Origin of the sequence: Sodalis sp. RH15 (assembly GCF_047324255.1) — a bacterium.
In the GTDB taxonomy this organism is placed as follows: Bacteria; Pseudomonadota; Gammaproteobacteria; order Enterobacterales; family Enterobacteriaceae; genus Acerihabitans; species Acerihabitans ligni.
Genome location: NZ_CP178738.1, coordinates 5,997,917 through 6,016,370, shown reverse-complemented (window position 1 = coordinate 6,016,370; position 18,454 = coordinate 5,997,917). Strand labels below are relative to the sequence as shown.

14 protein-coding genes and 1 pseudogene are annotated in these 18,454 nt (G+C 53.5%); 14 read left to right on the top strand and 1 reads right to left on the bottom strand.

The features are described 5' to 3' along the window. The first annotated feature begins 188 nt into the window (after positions 1-188). The 9 genes from ACL2XO_RS27165 to ACL2XO_RS27125 all read left to right on the top strand — a co-directional run bounded on the left by ACL2XO_RS27165 (position 189) and on the right by ACL2XO_RS27125 (position 11,931). Entirely contained in the window at positions 189-455 is a 267-nt protein-coding gene (locus ACL2XO_RS27165; protein ID WP_413741956.1) for a PAAR domain-containing protein, read from the top strand. A gap of 4 nt (positions 456-459) precedes the next feature. Beyond that, positions 460-1,629 carry a hypothetical protein gene (locus ACL2XO_RS27160; RefSeq protein WP_413726051.1) on the top strand — a complete coding sequence of 390 codons (1,170 nt, stop codon included), beginning with the start codon at positions 460-462 and terminating at the stop codon, positions 1,627-1,629. 286 nt (positions 1,630-1,915) lie between these two features. Continuing rightward, entirely contained in the window at positions 1,916-4,990 is a 3,075-nt protein-coding gene (locus tag ACL2XO_RS27155) for an ImcF-related family protein (RefSeq protein ID WP_413741955.1), read from the top strand. Then, complete coding sequence (tssA, locus tag ACL2XO_RS27150; protein ID WP_413741954.1) at positions 4,990-6,582, top strand: type VI secretion system protein TssA; 1,593 nt, start codon at positions 4,990-4,992, stop codon at positions 6,580-6,582. The genes ACL2XO_RS27155 and tssA overlap by 1 nt, the downstream gene beginning before the upstream one ends. 52 nt (positions 6,583-6,634) lie before the next feature. Further along, on the top strand, positions 6,635-8,398 hold the full coding sequence (gene tssF / locus ACL2XO_RS27145; RefSeq protein WP_413741953.1) for a type VI secretion system baseplate subunit TssF: 1,764 nt from the start codon (positions 6,635-6,637) through the stop codon (positions 8,396-8,398). Continuing rightward, complete coding sequence (tssG, locus tag ACL2XO_RS27140) at positions 8,362-9,459, top strand: type VI secretion system baseplate subunit TssG (RefSeq protein ID WP_413741952.1); 1,098 nt, start codon at positions 8,362-8,364, stop codon at positions 9,457-9,459. Before tssF ends, tssG begins: the two co-directional genes overlap by 37 nt. Next, entirely contained in the window at positions 9,440-9,976 is a 537-nt protein-coding gene (gene tssJ / locus ACL2XO_RS27135; RefSeq protein WP_413726046.1) for a type VI secretion system lipoprotein TssJ, read from the top strand. The genes tssG and tssJ overlap by 20 nt, the downstream gene beginning before the upstream one ends. A 3-nt stretch (positions 9,977-9,979) precedes the next feature. After that, a complete protein-coding gene (gene tssE / locus ACL2XO_RS27130) occupies positions 9,980-10,414 on the top strand; it encodes a type VI secretion system baseplate subunit TssE (protein WP_413726045.1) in 435 nt (144 codons plus the stop codon). Between the two features lie 146 nt (positions 10,415-10,560). Continuing rightward, the gene (locus tag ACL2XO_RS27125; protein ID WP_413741951.1) at positions 10,561-11,931 is read left to right on the top strand and encodes a VasL domain-containing protein; all 1,371 of its coding nucleotides are present in this window, start codon (positions 10,561-10,563) and stop codon (positions 11,929-11,931) included. 169 nt (positions 11,932-12,100) lie between these two features. Here ACL2XO_RS27125 and metJ read toward each other — a convergent pair whose 3' ends face one another. Further along, positions 12,101-12,418, bottom strand: a complete 318-nt coding sequence (gene metJ / locus ACL2XO_RS27120; RefSeq protein ID WP_132924380.1) for a met regulon transcriptional regulator MetJ — start codon at positions 12,416-12,418, stop codon at positions 12,101-12,103. 324 nt (positions 12,419-12,742) lie between these two features. On the opposite strand from metJ, the gene metB reads away from it, so the two are divergent. The 5 genes and pseudogenes from metB (at position 12,743) to ACL2XO_RS27095 (ending at position 18,150) form a co-directional block, all read left to right on the top strand. Next, on the top strand, positions 12,743-13,903 hold the full coding sequence (metB, locus tag ACL2XO_RS27115) for a cystathionine gamma-synthase (protein WP_132924382.1): 1,161 nt from the start codon (positions 12,743-12,745) through the stop codon (positions 13,901-13,903). Between the two features lie 2 nt (positions 13,904-13,905). After that, a complete protein-coding gene (locus ACL2XO_RS27110) occupies positions 13,906-16,341 on the top strand; it encodes a bifunctional aspartate kinase/homoserine dehydrogenase II (protein WP_413741950.1) in 2,436 nt (811 codons plus the stop codon). Between the two features lie 702 nt (positions 16,342-17,043). Continuing rightward, positions 17,044-17,406 carry a hypothetical protein gene (locus ACL2XO_RS27105; RefSeq protein WP_413741949.1) on the top strand — a complete coding sequence of 121 codons (363 nt, stop codon included), beginning with the start codon at positions 17,044-17,046 and terminating at the stop codon, positions 17,404-17,406. Between the two features lie 12 nt (positions 17,407-17,418). Beyond that, positions 17,419-17,565, top strand: a pseudogene (locus ACL2XO_RS27100) (ankyrin repeat domain-containing protein); the annotation flags it as partial. Positions 17,566-17,568: 3 nt separating this feature from the next. Beyond that, positions 17,569-18,150: an ankyrin repeat domain-containing protein gene (locus tag ACL2XO_RS27095; protein WP_413741948.1), complete on the top strand. Its 582-nt coding sequence runs from the start codon at positions 17,569-17,571 to the stop codon at positions 18,148-18,150. Positions 18,151-18,454 lie beyond the last annotated feature (304 nt).

Sequence of the window (18,454 nt, the reverse complement as noted above, 5' to 3'; positions counted from 1 at the left end):
AGCCTAAGTACCAATGATGCTGTTCCCCTACGGCGAATGGTAACAATTTTTTTGTCGACATAGCGCATTTTCTGAAGAGTAATTCATTAAAAATAAATTAAATATTAATTTTTTATAAAAAACCTGGTTTTTTATTTATTTGAATTGTAACTAAAATTTTAACACTATTAATAATATAAGGAGTGAGTATGACAAAAGGCTTTGTTTTATTAAGCGATAAAACCTCTCACGGAGGTGAAGTGATTTCTGCCTCATCCTCCATGTTAATAGACAATGAAAAAGTTGCTCTTAAAGGTGATATGATCAGTTGTCCAATATCGGACCATGGCAATAATTCTATTATCGAAGGCTCATCCGAGTGGTTCTCAGATGGCAAAGAGATTGTCGTGGACGGTTGTCGTTGTGAATGCGGCTGTGTGGTCATCTCAAGCACGCCGGGCGTCGGTTTAGGATGATACGATGGGGTGGGAGATATTCACTTTACCTGCAACAGCTTCCCCTGCTTTGACAGCATTGAAAGTGTGGGGGGGCGTGCTCATTTCAATTCCTGTTATTTGCCTGATGGGACATTTTTTTTGGCCCGTGGGTTGGACTGAAACGGGCAGCGTGACCTTTTGGCAATATACCTTCGGCATACTGCTTTTAATCTGGACGGGCTTATTTGGTTTTAAATTGCTTTTATATGGTAATAGGGTAAGTCAGTATAACCAAACCAAACAAATACACAAAGACGCGTTAGCCGCCCGGCAAAGCTGGGCAAGCCGATATTTAATGGTCATAAATAGTACGGTGTATTTACCGGAGGGTTTAACCGCATCATCTTTGATTAATCCTGCCCACTCATTAGAAGTAAGGTATAATCAAGTCAACAAATTAACTCAATTTCCAGACTTGACGATTAGGAAAATAATTTTATCGTTGCTTTCTTCTGTTTCATCTACTTTAAGGAATTTACCAAATTCCTTTAAACCGTATATCACTGTTATTTCTCTAGAGGAAAAATACGACGTTCAAATCTGCGACGCTATTCGATCTGCCTTCGTTGATAGTAATGGTGAAATTCGACCTGAACAATCCATCAAGATTGTTAGAGCATTGCCCCAGACGATATTAAATGACTGGATAAAATCTTCTGAAGAAAATGTAAATATTTTGCTCGCACTCCAGTTCCCAATAATGTGCAATTGTTCCGAAATGGCGGCAATCTTTGTTTTCGTTTCTGACGACTGGGCAGATGATCATAAATTGTCGGGTAAAGCTAAAGTTTACCGCACAATGGATGCTATTAGCGATGACTTCCAATCGAAATATAGCATTATGCTTAATATGCAAAATGTGTCCAGGCTAGCCAATAAAATATGGCTTGCGGATATGAAAAGTAATGAATTCAACATGACGATCCTGCAAGAACACCGAAAATATATAATGGAATTCCTATCAGAAAATATTATAGATTTTGAAAAATTTGTTGGGAAAACGGGACCCTTGGGAGGATGGATGGCATTAGGAGTTGCTGCGGATATTGCTCAACATATGAATGAAAATCAAATAGTATTGGGGCGATGGGAAGAAAATTGGGTGGTTAATGCAATTCAATCTTCCGAGGTGGTGCATAATGATACTGCCTAATCCCTGGAAAGTGGTAGGTTCTATTCTTTTTTTTATTGCAATAGCATCTGGTCTATGGCTGAGCATTGATTATTTCGGCGATGGCATTGGCATACTCGGTCGGGCACAGAAGATAACCCTGTGGTTTATTGTTCTGACTCTCATACTTCTTATTCGCTTGATATCAATCATTGTTCCTTTATACCTTCTTAAGAAGGCTCAAAATGATGCAGAAAAAGCGGGGGTATATCCTGAGCAGGAGCAGCGACTTGCCCAGTTAAAGGCGCAAGAAAATGCGCTCCAACCTATGGTGGAAGGCCTTCGCCTGCATCACGGTCGTTTCTGGCGCCGCAAGGTGCGTATCCTGCTGGTTATCGGCGAGCCTGAACAGGTAGAGGCCATCACGCCCGGTCTTACATTGCAGCGCTGGCTGGAGGGCAACAGTACATTGCTGCTGTGGGGCGGCAGCGTACAAGCCGATCCGAATGAAGAACTGATTGCCCGGCTTCGCGCGTTGCGCCGGCGGCGTCCCCTGGACGGCATCGTCTGGGCGGTGACTGAAACCCAGGGCGCCCAGCCTAGGCACATCTATCTTGGTCTGCGCCAGCTTCTGCGTCAGGGACAGCGGTTAGGCTGGCAGGCGCCGCTCTATCTGTGGCAGGTATGCGACAGCGCCTGGGCGCAAGGAGATCGCCCTGGCGCGCCGGTGGGATGCCTGTTGCCGGCAGCCTGTACATCTGAATATTTATCCGCCCGTTTGCTTGATCTGATTGCACCGCTGCGCCGCGAGGGCATGGGTCAGGTGTTGGCGACTACCCGACATGATTTCCTGCTTCGTTTGTCACTGTATCTGGAGCGGGAGGGTATAACGCACTGGCAGCAGGCGCTGGTTCCGCTGTGGCGAGACTTCTCCTGCGCGTTGTCGCTGCGCGGCATGATGTTCAGCCTGCCGGTCAATGACAAAGCGTCCGGGACGGGGCACGGTTGGTGTTCGGATCCGGCATGGCAAGGCATTGTAAACGATAGTTCGGCCAGAGGCCGCCGCGCCGGTTTTTCGTGGGAGCGAAACGCTTTTTATGCGGTGCTGGGATTGACGCTGCTGTGGGGGGGCGGCAGCCTGCTCTCTTTTATCTCCAACCGCAGTCATATCGTTACCGCCAGGGAGCAACTGACGGCGCTGAGGGAAGACGTTCCCATCGGCGAACAATTGAAGGCGCTTCGTCAACTGGCGAATGAACTGGGGCGGTTGCAGTATCTTTCCTCGCACGGGGCGCCCTGGTATCAACGTTTTGGCTTAAATCAAAGCGGCATGTTATCGGCCGCCTTATGGCCGCGCTACGGCGCCATGAATAATCGCCTTGTCCGTGACGGCGCGGCAAAACAGTTAAGCTTCCATCTCGCTGAACTGGTTGCCCTGCCGCCGCACAGTCCGCAACGCGCCAAGCGAGCCCTGGTGGGCTACGGCCGGCTTAAAGCCTACCTGATGCTGGCGTATCCGGAAAAAGCCGATGCGGACTTTTTGACTCGAATCCTCGAAGAAAACGAACCGGTCCGTGCCGGGGTTGCTACCGGCTTATGGCGGAGCCTGTCGCCGGGGCTATGGAGTTTTTATGCCGTGAATCTGGCGGAGCACCCGGAATGGCGCATCGTGCCCGATGCTGATCTGGTGGCGCAGGTGCGCCGGCTATTGCTGGTGCAGATCGGGCAGCGTAACGCCGAGGCAACGCTTTATCAGAAGATACTGCAATCCGTGTCGAACAACTACGCCGAACTTGGCTTAATGCATATGGTAGGAGATAGGGACGCGCAGGGATTGTTCAGCTCCACCGAAGTGGTGCCGGGGGTATTTACCCGTCAAGCCTGGGAAGGACAGGTGCAGAAGGCCATTGATGAGGCCGTTGCCTCCCGCCGGGAGGAAATTGACTGGGTGCTCAGCGACGCCACACATCCGGTGACGGCCGAGGTGTCGCCGGAAGCGCTTGAAGAACGCCTTACCGAACGCTATTTTACCGATTTCAGCGGTGCCTGGCTGAATTTTCTCAATAGTCTGCGATGGAAGCAGGCGAAAAATCTGTCGGATGTGACCGACCAGCTCACCCTGATGGCCGATGTGCGTCAGTCCCCGCTGATTGCCCTGATGAACACCCTTAGCTATCAGGGGCAAACCGGACAACGGGGAGCGGCCTTGTCAGATTCGCTGGTGAAGTCCGTACAGAGCCTGCTGCATAAAGACGACCTGCTCGCCATCGACCAGCGCGCCGCGGGGTTGACCGGTCCGTTGGACGGCACCTTTGGCCCGCTGCTGGCAATGATGGGAAAGGGAAGCCCGGCGGGAGTCATGACCGGCGACAGCTCTCTCAGCCTGCAAACCTTCCTGACCCGTATCACCAGGGTGCGCCTCAAACTCCAGCAGGTGGCGAACTCCAATGACCCGCAGGAGATGACCCAGCTATTGGCGCAGACGGTGTTCCAAGGCAAGAGCATTGATCTGACAGACACGCAGGAATACGGCAGCCTGCTTGCCGCCAGCCTGGGGGAAGAGTGGAGCGGTTTTGGCCGGGCGGTGTTTGTCCAGCCGCTGGCCCAGGCGTGGCAGAAGGTACTGCAGCCATCCGCCGCCAGCCTGAATGTGCAGTGGCGAACGTCGATAGCGGATAATTGGGATCGGGCTTTCAATGGGCGCTACCCGTTTGCGGACACGCGCAGCGATGCGTCTCTGCCGATGCTTGGGCAATTTGTCCGCACTGAATCCGGACGCATCGAACAGTTCCTGACCCGCCAGTTAAGCGGAGTATTGCACAAGGAAGGCAATCGCTGGGTGCCGGACAAGCTGAACAGCCAAGGGCTGCATTTTAACCCGGCTTTCCTGCGGGCGGTTAACCACCTTAGTCAGCTTGCCGACATTTTATACACTAACGGCGGTATGGGCATAAGTTTCGAGCTGATGGCCAAACCGGTACGTGATGTGGTGGAAACCACCTTCAATCTCGATGGTCAGAAGCTCAGGTACTTCAACCAGAAGGAAAGCTGGCAAAATTTCCATTGGCCGGGTGCTTCGGACAAACCAGGAGTGATGCTGAGCTGGAGCAGTGTGAACGCCGGCCCGCGCCTGTTCGCCGATGAACAAGGAACCTGGGGGCTTATCCGCCTGCTGGAGCAAGCCAAGGTCACGGCGCTGGATGACGGCGATACCCTTTACCGCCTGGTCTTGACCGGCCCGGATGATTTACCGCTAACCTGGAACCTGCGCACCGAACTGGCCGAAGGACCCTTGGCGCTGCTGAAGCTGCGGGGTTTTTCACTGCCGGCCCGAATATTCGATGTTGATACCGGCGGTGGAACAATGCCACGAAATACCGCGGCCATAGGAGGAGATGGGTGATGTTGCAAACATTAATCACTACCTGTCTGGCGGAACGGAACGCGCTTGAACTGGCCCGTGGGCACATGGTCCAGTGGGAAAAATGGTTGCTGCCTCTCTCCGCTGATAACCCGGTAGGCGATGACCCGTGTTATTGCGACGATTTCCAGCGCATGCGAGAGGAGGTCAATAAAATCACCGGGGCGGATACCGGCCTCATCTGCCAGTTGGCCGAGACGCTGCTAACCACCGTCTGTAAGGACGTCCGCGTTGCTACCTATTATCTGTGGGCGCGCCTGCATGGCGACGGCGAGGCGGGGCTGGCTGACGGGCTGATGCTGCTGGCCGGACTGGTCGACCGTTTTGGCGAACGGGTGCTGCCGGCTCGTCCCAACGGCCGCAGAACGGCGTTGGAATGGCTGGCGGGCAACAAAATGCTGGATAGTCTGGCCCGCTATCCGGAAGTGGCGAAGAGCGAGCTGGTGCGCATCGTGGCGGCGCTGGCCCTGCTGGAACACGCTGTCGGCGCATGGTCTGAGCTTGACCGGCCGGCCCTGGGGGCGCTATACGGCGCATTGGAGTTGCGTCTGGCGCAATCGGGTGGGCTGGAGGCGGTGGTGCCGCAACACAGCGCCGTGGATGGCCCCGGAATGCTTTCCTCTTCCGCCGGGCTGAAGCCGGGATTGCGTCAAGTTCAGTCGGGCCGCGACCTGCTGGAACAGGGAAAAGCGCTCTCGCGCTACCTGCGCGAACAGCCGCAAGGCTGGCTGGCAAGCCACCGCCTGATGAAAAGTCTGCGTTGGGACACGGTGCATCTTTTACCGCAGCAGGAAAAGGCTGGCAATACCCGCTTGACCCCGCCGCGCAGTGACTGTCGCGCCCAGCTTAAACGCCTGTATCTGCAGCAGAGCTGGGACGAACTGCTGGAACAGGTCGAGCGGATGTATGCGGAGGGCGTTAACCACTTTTGGCTGGATTTGCAATGGTATGCCTGCCAGGCATTGAGCAAGCAGGGGCAGCCGTTCTCCGGTTGGGCGGATCTCGTCAAGCAGGATCTCGGGATGTTGCTGGCGCGCTTGCCCGGGCTGGAAAATCTGAGCTGGAATGACGGCACGCCGTTTGCCGACGATGTGACTCGCGGTTGGATAGCCCAGCAGGTCAGCGGGAGTGCCGAGCATTGGGCACCCGTAACCTCAGTAACGGCGCCGGCGGATGGCAATGACATTCTGGCCTTGGAAAGCGAGGCACTGGCCCAGGCGGACAGCGACGGAGTGGACGCCGCATTGGCATGGCTGGCGGCCCGGCCCGGCACTCAAACGGTTCGCCAACGCTGGTTATTGCGTTTATTGATGGCGAGGGTGGCCGAGCAGTACGGCAAAAATGACCTGGCTCTGCATCTGTTGGGAGAGCTCAACACTACCTCCGCCGGTTTGCCGTTAGCTGATTGGGAGCCGGAGCTGAGCTTTGAAGTCAAAGCGCGGCTGCTGAAACTTATGAGGTTGAAAGCTCAGCGCAACGATGCCGACAAGACGGCGCTGGCGCGGCGGATGGAAGCCCTATTGGCTGCGCTGGTGGCTATCGATCCGGTGCGGGCCGCCATCCTTTGCTCGTGATTTCTTTCAAATCCGATTTTTATATTGCCCTCTTTTAATGAGAATTTTCCCCATGGATGATTTGACCCTGCGTTATTTTGACGCCGAAATGCGCTATCTGCATGAGGCGGGCAAGGAATTCGCCGAAGCGCACCCTGACCGGGCGGCGATGCTCAACCTCGACAAGGTCGGCGCGCGCGATCCCTATGTAGAGCGCCTGTTTGAGGGATTTGCCTTCCTGATGGGGCGGCTGCGTGAAAAGCTTGATGATGATCTGCCCGAGCTGACCGAAGGGCTGGTGAGCCTGCTGTGGCCGCACTATCTACGCACCATACCGTCGCTATCCATCGTTGAATTGACGCCAGACCGGCGCCTGATGAAGCACAGTGAGACCGTCGGCCGCGGGTTCGAGGTGATGTCCAGGCCCATGGGGCCTCAGGGGACACGCTGCCGCTACACCACCACCCAGGACATGACGTTAACCCCGCTGTCTGTGGAATCGGCCGGCGTTGTTACCGAACCGGACGGCCGCTCTGTCATCCGGCTGCGGTTCGGCTGCGGCGAACTGGCGGATTGGAGCCAAACTGACCTGTGCCGCCTGCCGTTATACCTCAATGCCGACAGCACGGTGGCCTGCGCGCTGCATCGGGCGCTAACGCTGAAAACCCAGGGGATGTACATTCGGCTGCCCGGCGACACGGACCGCCGGCCGCTGGAAGGCTTTTTTTCGCCGCTGGGGTTTGGCGACCGGGATCGGCTGTGGCCGAAAGGGGACTGTGCCTTCAGCGGCTACCAATTGTTGCTTGAATACTTCACGTTCCGGGAAAAATTCATGTTCGTGGCGTTGCACGGACTGGAGTACATCGTTTTAACGCAGGGAATGCCCTGGTTTGAGCTGGACGTGGTGCTTAGCGAGCAATGGCGCCATGACTTGCGGATCGATACCACAAGTATCCGCCTGCACTGCGTGCCGGTGATAAACCTGTTTCCCCTCGAGGCCGATCCGTTGACGCTTTCTCCGTTGGCAACCGATTATCTGCTGCGGCCCATGCGCATGCAGGACGGCCATACTGAAATCTATTCAGTGGACAGCGTGATTTCCTCCAAACACAGCGGACATCAAGAATACGTACCGTTCAGCAGCTTTCGCCACAAGGGTGGCATGCTGCGTGCGCAGGCGCCGGAGCGCTATTTCCATTCCCGCGTCAAACGCGGCGCCAGCGGTATACACGATACCTGGCTGATTTTGGGCGGCGAGGCGTTCGACACCGACAAACTCAGCGCCAATGAGTGTCTGTCTCTGACATTGACCGGCACTAACGGACAACTGCCCCGCAAGGCGTTGCAAAGCACTCTGCTGGATACGGTAGTGCAATCCACGCAAACGGGCCTCGCCGTGCGCAATCTGTGCGCGCCCACCCATCCTTGTTATCCTCCGAACCGGGATCGCTTCCACTGGCGGGTATTGAGTCATCTGGGATCGAATTTCCTGTCGATGATGGACAATGCTGAAGTGCTGCGGGGCACGCTGGCGCTTTATGACTGGACGGAAGATGAACTCAACCGCCGTCGCCTGGCCGCCATAGTCGAGGTGAAACACCATTTGGCACAACGATTCGAAAAAGGCTTCCTGCTGCGAGGCGTCGACATCGAAATCACTCTTGATAGCAACGGTTTTGCCGGCGAAGGGGATATCAGCCTGTTCGGCGAGATGCTCAGCCGTTTCTTTGCGCTGTACGCTGATGTCCATCTCTTTACCCGGCTAACGCTAAATCTTCAACCCTTGGGAACATGTTTGCGATGGAAAGAGAACCACAGTCAGCGGGTGCCCGGCTGAGGGCTACCCGGCTGGTTGAAGCGATGGCCGATCGGATGGCTGAGGTGGATGTATACCGTTTTTGCCAACTGGTGGAACTGGCCGTGCCGGATAGCCTTCCTTTGGGCAGTACCGCCGACCCGGCAAACGATCCGGTGCGTTTCAGGCCTCATCCCGGCATGGGGTTTCCGGTCAGCGAATTGAAAGCCATCGAGACCGATGGAGAACGCCCCGGACGCCCGGCCACGGTACGAACCTCCTTTCTCGGATTGTACGGCGTGGATTCGCCGTTACCGACGCCGTACCTGGATGATATCACCCGCCAGCGGGAAGGGCATGAGGCCCTTGAAGCCTTCCTCGATATCTTTAACCACCGCATCTTTACTCAATTTTACCGTATCTGGCGCAAGTATTCCTATCCGGCCACGTTTGCCGCCGGCGGCACGGATGCCATCTCCCAATGTCTGCTGGGGCTAATTGGCCTGGGGATACCGGGGACGGCAGCTCATATCGCCACACCGATGTCGCGATTTCTGGCGCTGCTTGGCCTGATGCGTCTGCCGACCCGCACCGCGGAAGGAATGGTAGCGCTGGTAGCCCTGCTGGCACCCGATACTGTCGCTTCGGTGACACCTCACTGGCCGCAAAAAATCACCCTGACTCCCGCGGCGGCCCTGGATAAAACCCGTAGGGTAAATCTAAGTCAACGGGTGGTGCTTGGCGGCTCGGGGTGGGATGTCAACAGCCAACTGTTACTGACGTTAGCAACGGAAAATCCCAATGAGGCGCGGGACTGGTTGCCGGGCGGCCCCTTGCAGCGGGATTTTCTGGTTTTGCTGAGGGTTTATCTGGGCTGGCGTTGTTCGATCCGTTTAAAGCTGAGGCTGTCCAGCTGCTGTTTACCGGCGCCGGTACTGGGCGGAAAACAGGTGCAATTGGGGTTAACCGGCGTACTTGGACTGAGGCCCGCCGAACCCTCGTCGGCTATACCTGCTGCCATCACCATCGGCCTGGGGCGCTATCAGGGATTACAGCCGAATACCGTTGCAATGGAGTGTCAGAATGTCCGTTATCGCTTTTAAAACGCCGCTTGTATTAACCTTTATCATTTCTTCGCTGAGCGGCTGCGGTCTGACGCAAAGCGTGGTGGACGGCACCGGTTCCGTCGCTAAAGCCATTTTCTACAAACAAATCAAGACGCTGTATCTGGATTTCAGCGCTCGGGCGTCATTGAATACTGATGAAACGGATATGACTGCCCTGTCGGTACCGACTATGGTACGGGTCTATCAGCTTCGCGACGGTAGCAAGGTAGATAAAGCGACCTACCAACGCCTGCTGACCGATGGTGAAACCTTGCTGCGGGAAGATCTTTTGTCTTGGCGGGAAGTGGTGGTGAAGCCGGGCGAAGGCGCACAGCTCAATATGCCAATGGAAAAAGAGGCGAAGTGTGTGGCGGTGGTAGGGTTGTTCCGCTCGCCGGATACGGTAAAGAACACCTGGCGGATTATTATCCCCCGTGAGCAGTTGGATCCGGATAGCCCACGCGTGATTGAACTGGGGGAGAATACCCTGAGCCTGAAAGCGCCGAAGGAGTAAAAAATGCAACATCAAAATCCCTCGCTCTATGAAATGATGATGCACAATTTCAGCGGCGAGATGGAACTGCATCAAATTAGCGGCAGCGATCAGGTCATCCTCTCCGTGCTGGACAATCTGCAGCGCATTCTTAATTGCCGGGCCGGCACTCTCAGCCATTTGCCGGATTACGGTCTGCCGGATATGAGTCAAATCCTGCAGGGCATGCCCGGCTCGGCATATGGCCTGCTAACCACCATGACATTAGTACTGCTGAAATACGAGCCGCGCCTGGAAGGCGTTGCCATTAGTCTGTTGCCACAATGTCTTCCGGGGCAGTTGGAATATTCCATTGAAGCGGAACTCAAAGGCATCGGCCCAATCACCTTCGGTACCACCTTTAGCGCTCAAGGTAAAATGCTTGTTCGCCATCTCCGGCAACAGCGCTTTTTAATCTGATAATGCGTTTCGTCTTGCATTTGCTCTGGTTTCAGACTGGCCGCCCAAGGCGGGGGCCGGTGGTGAATTCATGCCGGAAGTGCAGAATTACCGGCCGTCTGAAACAGCTTTAATTCACTGAAATTAATAATTTAGACAGAGGCGTTATGTCATTGATGACCACTGGCCATAGGGTCAGCACCGGCGGCGATCCCCGTGGTTTTACCGAATTTACCGCATTGCGTGATGAGTTGGATAAATTACATCATCCCGCCCGCCCGGACGTGGACTGGTTACGCATTGAACAACTTTGCCTGGCGCTGTTCCGCCGAAACGGCGTTGAACTGCATACCGCGGTGGATTTTACGTTGGCGCGAGCCCGAGTGGCGGGTCTGGCGGGATTGTGCGAGGGCGTTGAACTGATAGCGGCATTGGTTATCCAGCAATGGGCAGTTTTCTGGCCCCGGCCAACCCATGCAAGAGTGGCGCTGCTGGCGGGTCTCTGCGAGCGGTTGCAGCAGGTCTGGCGTATGATCCACGTGGACTACGGAGATTTGGCCCTGTTATACCGTGCCGATCGGGGGATGGAGACGATTTGCGATGCGTTGCGCACTCTCGAACTCAATCATCTTTGCAAATTGGATATCTTGCGGCAAACCATCCATGATACCGCGCTGCGTCTGGAACATACCGACGATTCCTCTATCAGGGCGGATAACCCGCCGCTGCCCGGCGGGTCTAATCACCTTTCGGCCATCTCTTCCATGACCGGATTGCAAAGTGAACCCCTCATCTATATTGCCGAAACCAAAAACCAGGCGCATCCGCGCATACATGTCGCCGAACTTAGGCTGCCGCGCTGGAAAGCCTGGCAAGGTTTTGCGGCAGGCATATTCATCACTGCCCTGACTGTAGCGGGATGCATGCTGATACAACGGCATTCCGCAGAAACCCTGGACCAAACCCTGCTGGCAACAACGCAACCCTTGCCGGCCGCGTTACCGTCACGCAGAATCAATGTCCTGGAGCAACATCATTCGCCGGCGGAGCGGGCGCAGGCCAAGCCGGCGGTGATACAGGCCACCGGGGCACGGTTGGAACAGCTGGGGGGACTGCCGCCATTATGGGCGCACCGCCACGGCGATGGCTTATTAGCGCAGGCTCGTCAATTATGGCCTTATAGCGAGCGGATCAAGCGCCTCTCCGCTGATTGGCGCCGGCAGCGTTTGGCCAATGCAACGCCCGAAGAAGAATTGGCAAATTTTTTTTTGGCGCGTACACGCCTGGAACAACTGGGGCAACAATTAAACCAGCTGGAGCAATCCAAGGGCCGCTACATGACGGTGTCGGCCCTTAAAACCGCGGTCTTCTCCATCCAGCAACCATTACATCGCACACTGCCGCTGGAAGAACTATTGCGGCAATATCATGAGCAGATCCAGACGGGAGAGGAGCCGTCGCCTGTTTTGCGTCAGCAGATTGAACGGCGTTTTAGCCAGTTGCTCAACCGCTTTGCCTTGATGACCGATTTGGAATGAACGCCGGCGGCCGGATACTATTTCTTGTATTTTCATATGCCGGCCGAGCCTGTGTTGCATCTTTTCCAGAGAGAATTCCGCCGGTTCGTCAGGCTCATGGAATTAATCCCGTGAACGCCCGGGACAAATCGGCAATTACGCCAAGCGCGCTGTTACGGCATATAATGCGTTAATAATCCCAGGTCTCAGGATCAATACCCATTTCGCGCATCATCTCTTTGGCTACTTCCGGTATTTCATCGTTTCGCTCTTTGCGAAGATCGTTATCATCGGGCAATGGCTGTCCGGTGAATGCGTGCAGGAAGGCTTCGCAAAGCAGTTCACTGTTGGTGGCGTGACGTAAATTATTAACCTGCCGCCGGGTTCTTTCGTCAGTAAGAATTTTCAGAACCTTCAGCGGAATGGATACCGTAATTTTTTTAACCTGCTCACTTTTTTTACCATGTTCAGCATAAGGGCTGACATATTCGCCTTTCCATTCCGCCATGGGATACCTTAATTTCTCATAAAATGATTAAAATTCGCTAAAAACGAGCCAATTATGCCGGAACTTCGTGTTACTCACTACTCCACGCCCGCTTATTTTGCGACTTATCAGCTTTTCCTATCATAACGCACTCGACCGCTACCATTACCCACGGTAAAAGAGAGATTAGATTTTAACACTTTAAACCCGCATAATTTTAGCTGTTATTGATAATTTGCTCAATCTATACGCTAAGAAGTTTAGATGTCCAGATGTATTGACGTCTATCTAAGAGGAGGTTACTCTTTTACCTCCACTCTCCAGCACTGATCAGGATGTGAGTACATGACGCGCAAACAGGCCACAATCGCAGTTCGCAGCGGGCTTAATGATGATGAACAGTTCGGTTGCGTTGTTCCGCCAATCACGCTTTCCAGCACCTATAACTTTGTGGATTTCAATCAACCCCGCGCGCATGACTACTCCCGGCGGGGCAATCCGACCCGTGATATCGTGCAGCGGGCCTTGGCTGATTTGGAGAATGGCGCCGGCGCGGTACTGACCAGCAGCGGTATGTCGGCGATACATCTGGTTTGCACGGTCTTCCTTCAGCCCGGCGATTTGCTGGTGGCGCCTCATGATTGTTATGGCGGAAGCTATCGCCTGTTCGATAGTCTGAGCAAACGCGGCGCGTATCGGGTAAAATTCGTCGATCAGGGTGATGAAGCGGCGCTGAGGGCGGCACTGGCCGAACATCCCAAGCTGGTGCTGATTGAGACGCCGAGCAATCCGTTGCTGAGGGTAGTGGATATCGCCGCGATTTGCCGGGCTGCCCATGAGGCCGGCGCCATCTGCGTGGCGGATAATACCTTTATGAGTCCGGCGCTGCAGCAACCGCTCACATTGGGCGCCGATCTGGTGGTGCATTCCTGCACCAAATACCTGAACGGACATTCCGATGTGGTGGCCGGCGCGGTGATTGCCAAAGATGAAGCCCTCGCCACCGAACTGGCCTGGTGGGCCAATAACATCGGCGTCACGGGCGGCGCATTCGACAGCTATCTGCTGCTGCGCGGGATTCGTACCCTGAATCCGCGCATTCGGCAGCAGCAAAGCAATGCCCAGGATATAGTGGACTACTTGCAGCGGCAGCCGCTGGTAAAAAAACTGTATTATCCCGGGTTGCCCGGCAATCCCGGCCATGAAATCGCCTGCCGCCAGCAGTCGGGCTTCGGCGCCATGCTGAGCTTTGAACTGGATGGCGACGAAGCCGTGTTGCGACGCTTTTTGTCCAGCCTGGAGCTGTTCACACTGGCGGAATCCCTTGGCGGTGTGGAGAGCCTGATTTCCCATGCGGCGACCATGACCCATGCCGGCATGGCGCCGGAAGCGCGCGCGGCGGCCGGTATCGGCGAAACCCTATTGCGTCTGTCGGTGGGTATCGAAGACAGTGAAGATTTGATAGCTGATTTGGAACAAGCCTTCCAGGCAGCGACTAAGAGGTAAGTATGAGTGCTTTAGGGACGATTGGACGCCCGGTGGGCAGGCAACTGCATAAATTCGGCGGCAGCAGTCTGGCGGATGTGAAATGTTATCAACGGGTGGCGGGTATTATGGCCGAATACAGCCAACCCGGCGATCTGATGGTAGTCTCCGCAGCGGGAAGCACCACTAACCAGCTAATTAGTTGGCTTAAATTCAGCCAGAGCGATCGTATCTCCGCGCATCAGATCCAGCAAACTCTCCGTCGTTATCAGCATCAACTGATAAGCGGCCTGCTACCCTCCGATCAGGCGGATGCGATGTTCGCCGAGTTTGTGCGCGATCTCGAGCGCCTGGCGGTCTTGCTGGACGGCAAGATGACCGAAGCCGTCTATGCCGAAGTGGTGGGACACGGGGAAATCTGGTCTGCGCGGCTGATGGCCGCGGTGCTCAACCATCAGGATATCGATGCGGCCTGGCTAGATGCCCGTGATTTCCTGCGTGCCGAATATGCCGCACAGCCGCAGGTGGACGAAGCCCTCTCCTGGCCGCTGTTACAGCGGATCTTGACCCAATATCCCAACAAGCGCCTGGTGGTAACCGGATTTATCAGCCGTAACCAGGCGGGGGATACGGTATTGCTGGGGCGTAACGGCAGCGATTATTCCGCCACCCAAATCGGCGCCCTGGCGGGGGTAACGCGAGTCACCATCTGGAGTGATGTGGCGGGGGTGTACAGCGCCGATCCGCGCAAGGTCAAGGATGCCTGTCTGCTGCCGCTGCTGCGTCTTGATGAAGCCAGCGAATTGGCGCGGTTGGCCGCGCCGGTCCTCCATACCCGTACCTTGCAGCCGGTGTCCGGCAGCGATATCGACCTGATGCTGCGCTGCAGCTATCAGCCGGAACAGGGATCGACCCGTATAGAAAGGGTGCTGGCGTCAGGCACCGGCGCCAAAATTGTCACCAGCCATGATGATGTTTGCCTGATTGAGCTGTCGGTTGCGCCGCAGCATGATTTCAGCCAGGCGCAAAAAGAGATTGATGCGGCTCTGAAAAGAACGCAAATCAAACCGTTGGCCATGGGGGTCCATCGCGATCGTCGGTTGATTCAGCTTTGCTATACCGCCGAAGTGGCCGGCAGTGTCTATCAGGTACTGGAAAAGGCGGAGCTGCCCGGTCAATTGCAGCTGCGCGAAGGATTGGCGCTGGTGGCTATGGTGGGGGCCGGCGTCGCCAAAAACCCCCTGCACTGCCACCGTTTTTATCAGCAGCTTAAATATCAGCCGGTGGAGTTTTTCTGGCAGGCGGAAGACGGCATCAGCCTGGTGGCGGTATTGCGCGTCGGTCCCACCGAACATGTCATTCAGGGCTTGCATACCTCGCTGTTTCGCGCTGAAAAGCGCATCGGCCTGGTGCTGTTCGGCAAAGGCAATATCGGCTCCCGCTGGCTGGAGCTGTTTGCCCGCGAACAGGAAAGCCTGTCGGCCCGTACCGGCTTTGAATTTATCCTCAGCGGCGTAGTGGACAGCCAGCGCAGCCTCCTTGACTATGAGGGACTCAACGCCAGCCGGGCGCTGGCCTTCTTCAACGATGAAGCCGTTGAGCAGGATCCGGAAGAACTGTTTCTCTGGATGCGCGCTCATCCCTATGACGATCTGGTGGTGCTGGATGTGACCGCCAGCGAAATCCTGGCGGATCAATATCTTGATTTCGCCAGCTACGGTTTTCATGTCATCAGCGCCAATAAACTGGCGGGGGCCTCCAGCGGAGATAATTATCGCCAAATTCGCGACGCTTTTGCCAAAACGGGGCGGCATTGGCTCTATAACGCCACGGTTGGCGCCGGTCTACCGGTTAACCATACGGTGCGCGACCTGCGTGACAGCGGCGACAGTATCCTGTCCATCAGCGGTATTTTTTCCGGCACGCTTTCCTGGCTGTTTTTACAATTCGACGGTACGGTGCCCTTTACCGATTTGGTTGAGCAAGCCTGGCAACAAGGTCTTACCGAACCCGATCCCAGGGTGGACCTGTCCGGCCAGGATGTCATGCGCAAGCTGGTGATACTGGCCCGGGAAGCGGGTTACGACATCGAGCCGAATCAGGTGCGGGTGGAATCGTTGGTTTCCGCAAGCAGCGAAAGCGGCTCGGTGGATCAGTTTTTCGAAGATGGCGATGCCCTGAATGAAGAAATGACCCGGCGGCTGGAGGCGGCCAGCGAATTGGGTCTGGTTTTGCGCTATGTGGCGCGCTTTGACGCCAATGGCAAGGCCCGCGTCGGGGTCGAGGCGGTACGCCGGGAGCATCCGCTGGCGGCATTGCTGCCCTGCGACAACGTGTTTGCCATCGAGAGCCGCTGGTATCGGGATAACCCGCTGGTGATTCGCGGGCCAGGGGCGGGGCGGGACGTCACCGCCGGCGCTATCCAGTCGGATCTCAACAGGTTGGCGCAGCTGTTGTAAATCAATTTGCCGGGTGGTGCAAATGCCGCCCGAGGGCAAATTCCGCAAGCCGTCATCCTCAAATTAAGACGGGGTTAAGTCAATATCGTATACAAAATCTACAACTCATGGCGTAGAGGAAGGGTCATCGCGAGACAGGAAAATTATTTGAGGGGTTAAGTGGAAAAAAATCATGAGCGCTCAAGAATTTTTACGCAATCACAAACACTGATATCAAGATATACACCTTGGCTGATCTAAGCTGCAGTAAGATGGCGACGCGGCGACAAATGGCTGAAAGCAAATTTGAATAACGTTTGCTTTGAATAGTAAGGTGAGCTCACGACGGTCCTCTGTTAATAAACGCTCCGGTACCGCCGGTGCTACCAAATCGACTTCAACCGAGTTTAACATTTTTTGCCGAACGTTTTCTCCGCCCGATTTGTTCATTTCTCTTGTTCAAAAATCGGCGATAATATCTGTGTTGAACAGTTGCTATCGATACCATGATATGACAGGTTAATTAATTGGCCTGCTCGAACGGAATCTAGCGGCAAATGAGATAATTGATTAATATTTTAAAAAATTCATAATTTGCCATATTATTTTTTTTTCATGTATATATAAGTTAAATATTTAATTTAGATAAAATAATATTAAATAAATGAGAAATATCAAATGATGATTAGTACTACTGCTTCCAGTCCTAGTGGAAATTATATAATGTATGATCCCAATACGCAAAGTTTCAGCTTATGGCAAAAGCCGCCAATAGGCGTACAAAATAGCGCTCACACCATGAAGAATAATAATATCACTTATTTTGATAGGTTGCCTGTAGAAATTATTGGTAAAATATTAAAGAATATGTCAATCTCGGAATCACTGCCGTTGGCAGCGACGTCTCATCTCTTCTTATCCCAAGCCGTGCGTAACATTGAGTTAGCGACTGGTAAAGATTTAGCTGGAGCTATGTTTTCGCTGGTTGATAAGGGTGATTGTCAGAGTATTAATCTTCTGCGTTTAATGAATATTAACTATTTTCTTGTTAAAGAGGATAAGACAGATAATAACTTGTTGCATTGAGCGGTTCAAAGCCAGAAAAGTGATATATGTAGCATTCTACTTAAGATTGAAAGTGTAGATATTAATGCCAGGAATAAAGAGGGATATACGCCGTTACATTATGCTATTAAGAATAATGATATAAGTACATTAACTAAACTTCTTGACATGCCAGGCATTGATTTGGATGACAATTGTAATATCAGCGATCTCGATGATGATGATCAAAATTATCTCCCTCTCCTGCACTATGCGGTGAAATGTGGTAATTTCGACATTGTGAAGACACTGCTGGATCATAAAAGAATTAATGTTAATGTCTGTGATGAAAATGGGGATCTGGCTTTAAGACATGCTTTTGCTAAAAAGCATAATGGTATAAATAAAGCTATCATTGATCTATTCCTTGATAAAGAATCTATTGCAATAAACCACCAGAACAATAACAAAGAGACATTATTGCATTTGGCTATATTGAGTCCTTATCACTATCTTATTGAGGATTTAGCGAAAAGAGGTGTAGACGTTAACCTAATTGACCGGCAAAATAATACTGCGCTGCATTTTTCGGTAGCCCATGAGTTTTTTGGCGTAACCGAGAAGTTACTTCAAATCCCAAATTTAAAATTAGATATCAAGAATATATATGGGATGACAGCCTATGAGTTGGCAGTGCGCAAAGGGTTTGATAAGATAGCCGAACTTATTCAAGAAAGGCAATCAGTTAAATCTCCAAACGTGTCCAACTGGTTTGGTCTTTTTTGATTTGATCTCATTTTTCAATATTCAAAATATTTTCTCTTCCATAACCAACTGAAGTTTATGCACTCAAACGACCGCCAGGAATAGCCCGGGTCGTTGGCAAACGTCAATCACGTTAAAGTGAAAAATTTTCAACATTGGTGAACATTCCTCCCCATCGTCGGCAATGATTTTGTTGACTCTGCTAACGATTTCCGTCAAATTCAATTTAGCCGTCTAAACGTATAGACGCATACCAAGATGAGTTCGCAACGCACCGTCATCAGCGTATAGTCATCAATGAACAATCCCACGCGCAAGAGGAAAA

What these genes read in the sequence shown, in the direction of transcription:
- tssA (WP_413741954.1), top strand. Translation starts at nt 4,990, where the DNA reads ATGTTGCAAACATTAATCACTACCTGTCTGGCGGAACGGAACGCGCTT.
- ACL2XO_RS27155 (WP_413741955.1), top strand. Translation starts at nt 1,916, where the DNA reads ATGGTGGAAGGCCTTCGCCTGCATCACGGTCGTTTCTGGCGCCGCAAG.
- tssJ (WP_413726046.1), top strand. Translation starts at nt 9,440, where the DNA reads ATGTCCGTTATCGCTTTTAAAACGCCGCTTGTATTAACCTTTATCATT.
- ACL2XO_RS27160 (WP_413726051.1), top strand. Translation starts at nt 460, where the DNA reads ATGGGGTGGGAGATATTCACTTTACCTGCAACAGCTTCCCCTGCTTTG.
- ACL2XO_RS27165 (WP_413741956.1), top strand. Translation starts at nt 189, where the DNA reads ATGACAAAAGGCTTTGTTTTATTAAGCGATAAAACCTCTCACGGAGGT.
- metJ (WP_132924380.1), bottom strand. Translation starts at nt 12,418, where the DNA reads ATGGCGGAATGGAAAGGCGAATATGTCAGCCCTTATGCTGAACATGGT.
- metB (WP_132924382.1), top strand. Translation starts at nt 12,743, where the DNA reads ATGACGCGCAAACAGGCCACAATCGCAGTTCGCAGCGGGCTTAATGAT.
- tssG (WP_413741952.1), top strand. Translation starts at nt 8,362, where the DNA reads ATGGAAAGAGAACCACAGTCAGCGGGTGCCCGGCTGAGGGCTACCCGG.
- ACL2XO_RS27105 (WP_413741949.1), top strand. Translation starts at nt 17,044, where the DNA reads ATGTATGATCCCAATACGCAAAGTTTCAGCTTATGGCAAAAGCCGCCA.
- ACL2XO_RS27110 (WP_413741950.1), top strand. Translation starts at nt 13,906, where the DNA reads ATGAGTGCTTTAGGGACGATTGGACGCCCGGTGGGCAGGCAACTGCAT.
- tssF (WP_413741953.1), top strand. Translation starts at nt 6,635, where the DNA reads ATGGATGATTTGACCCTGCGTTATTTTGACGCCGAAATGCGCTATCTG.
- tssE (WP_413726045.1), top strand. Translation starts at nt 9,980, where the DNA reads ATGCAACATCAAAATCCCTCGCTCTATGAAATGATGATGCACAATTTC.
- ACL2XO_RS27125 (WP_413741951.1), top strand. Translation starts at nt 10,561, where the DNA reads ATGTCATTGATGACCACTGGCCATAGGGTCAGCACCGGCGGCGATCCC.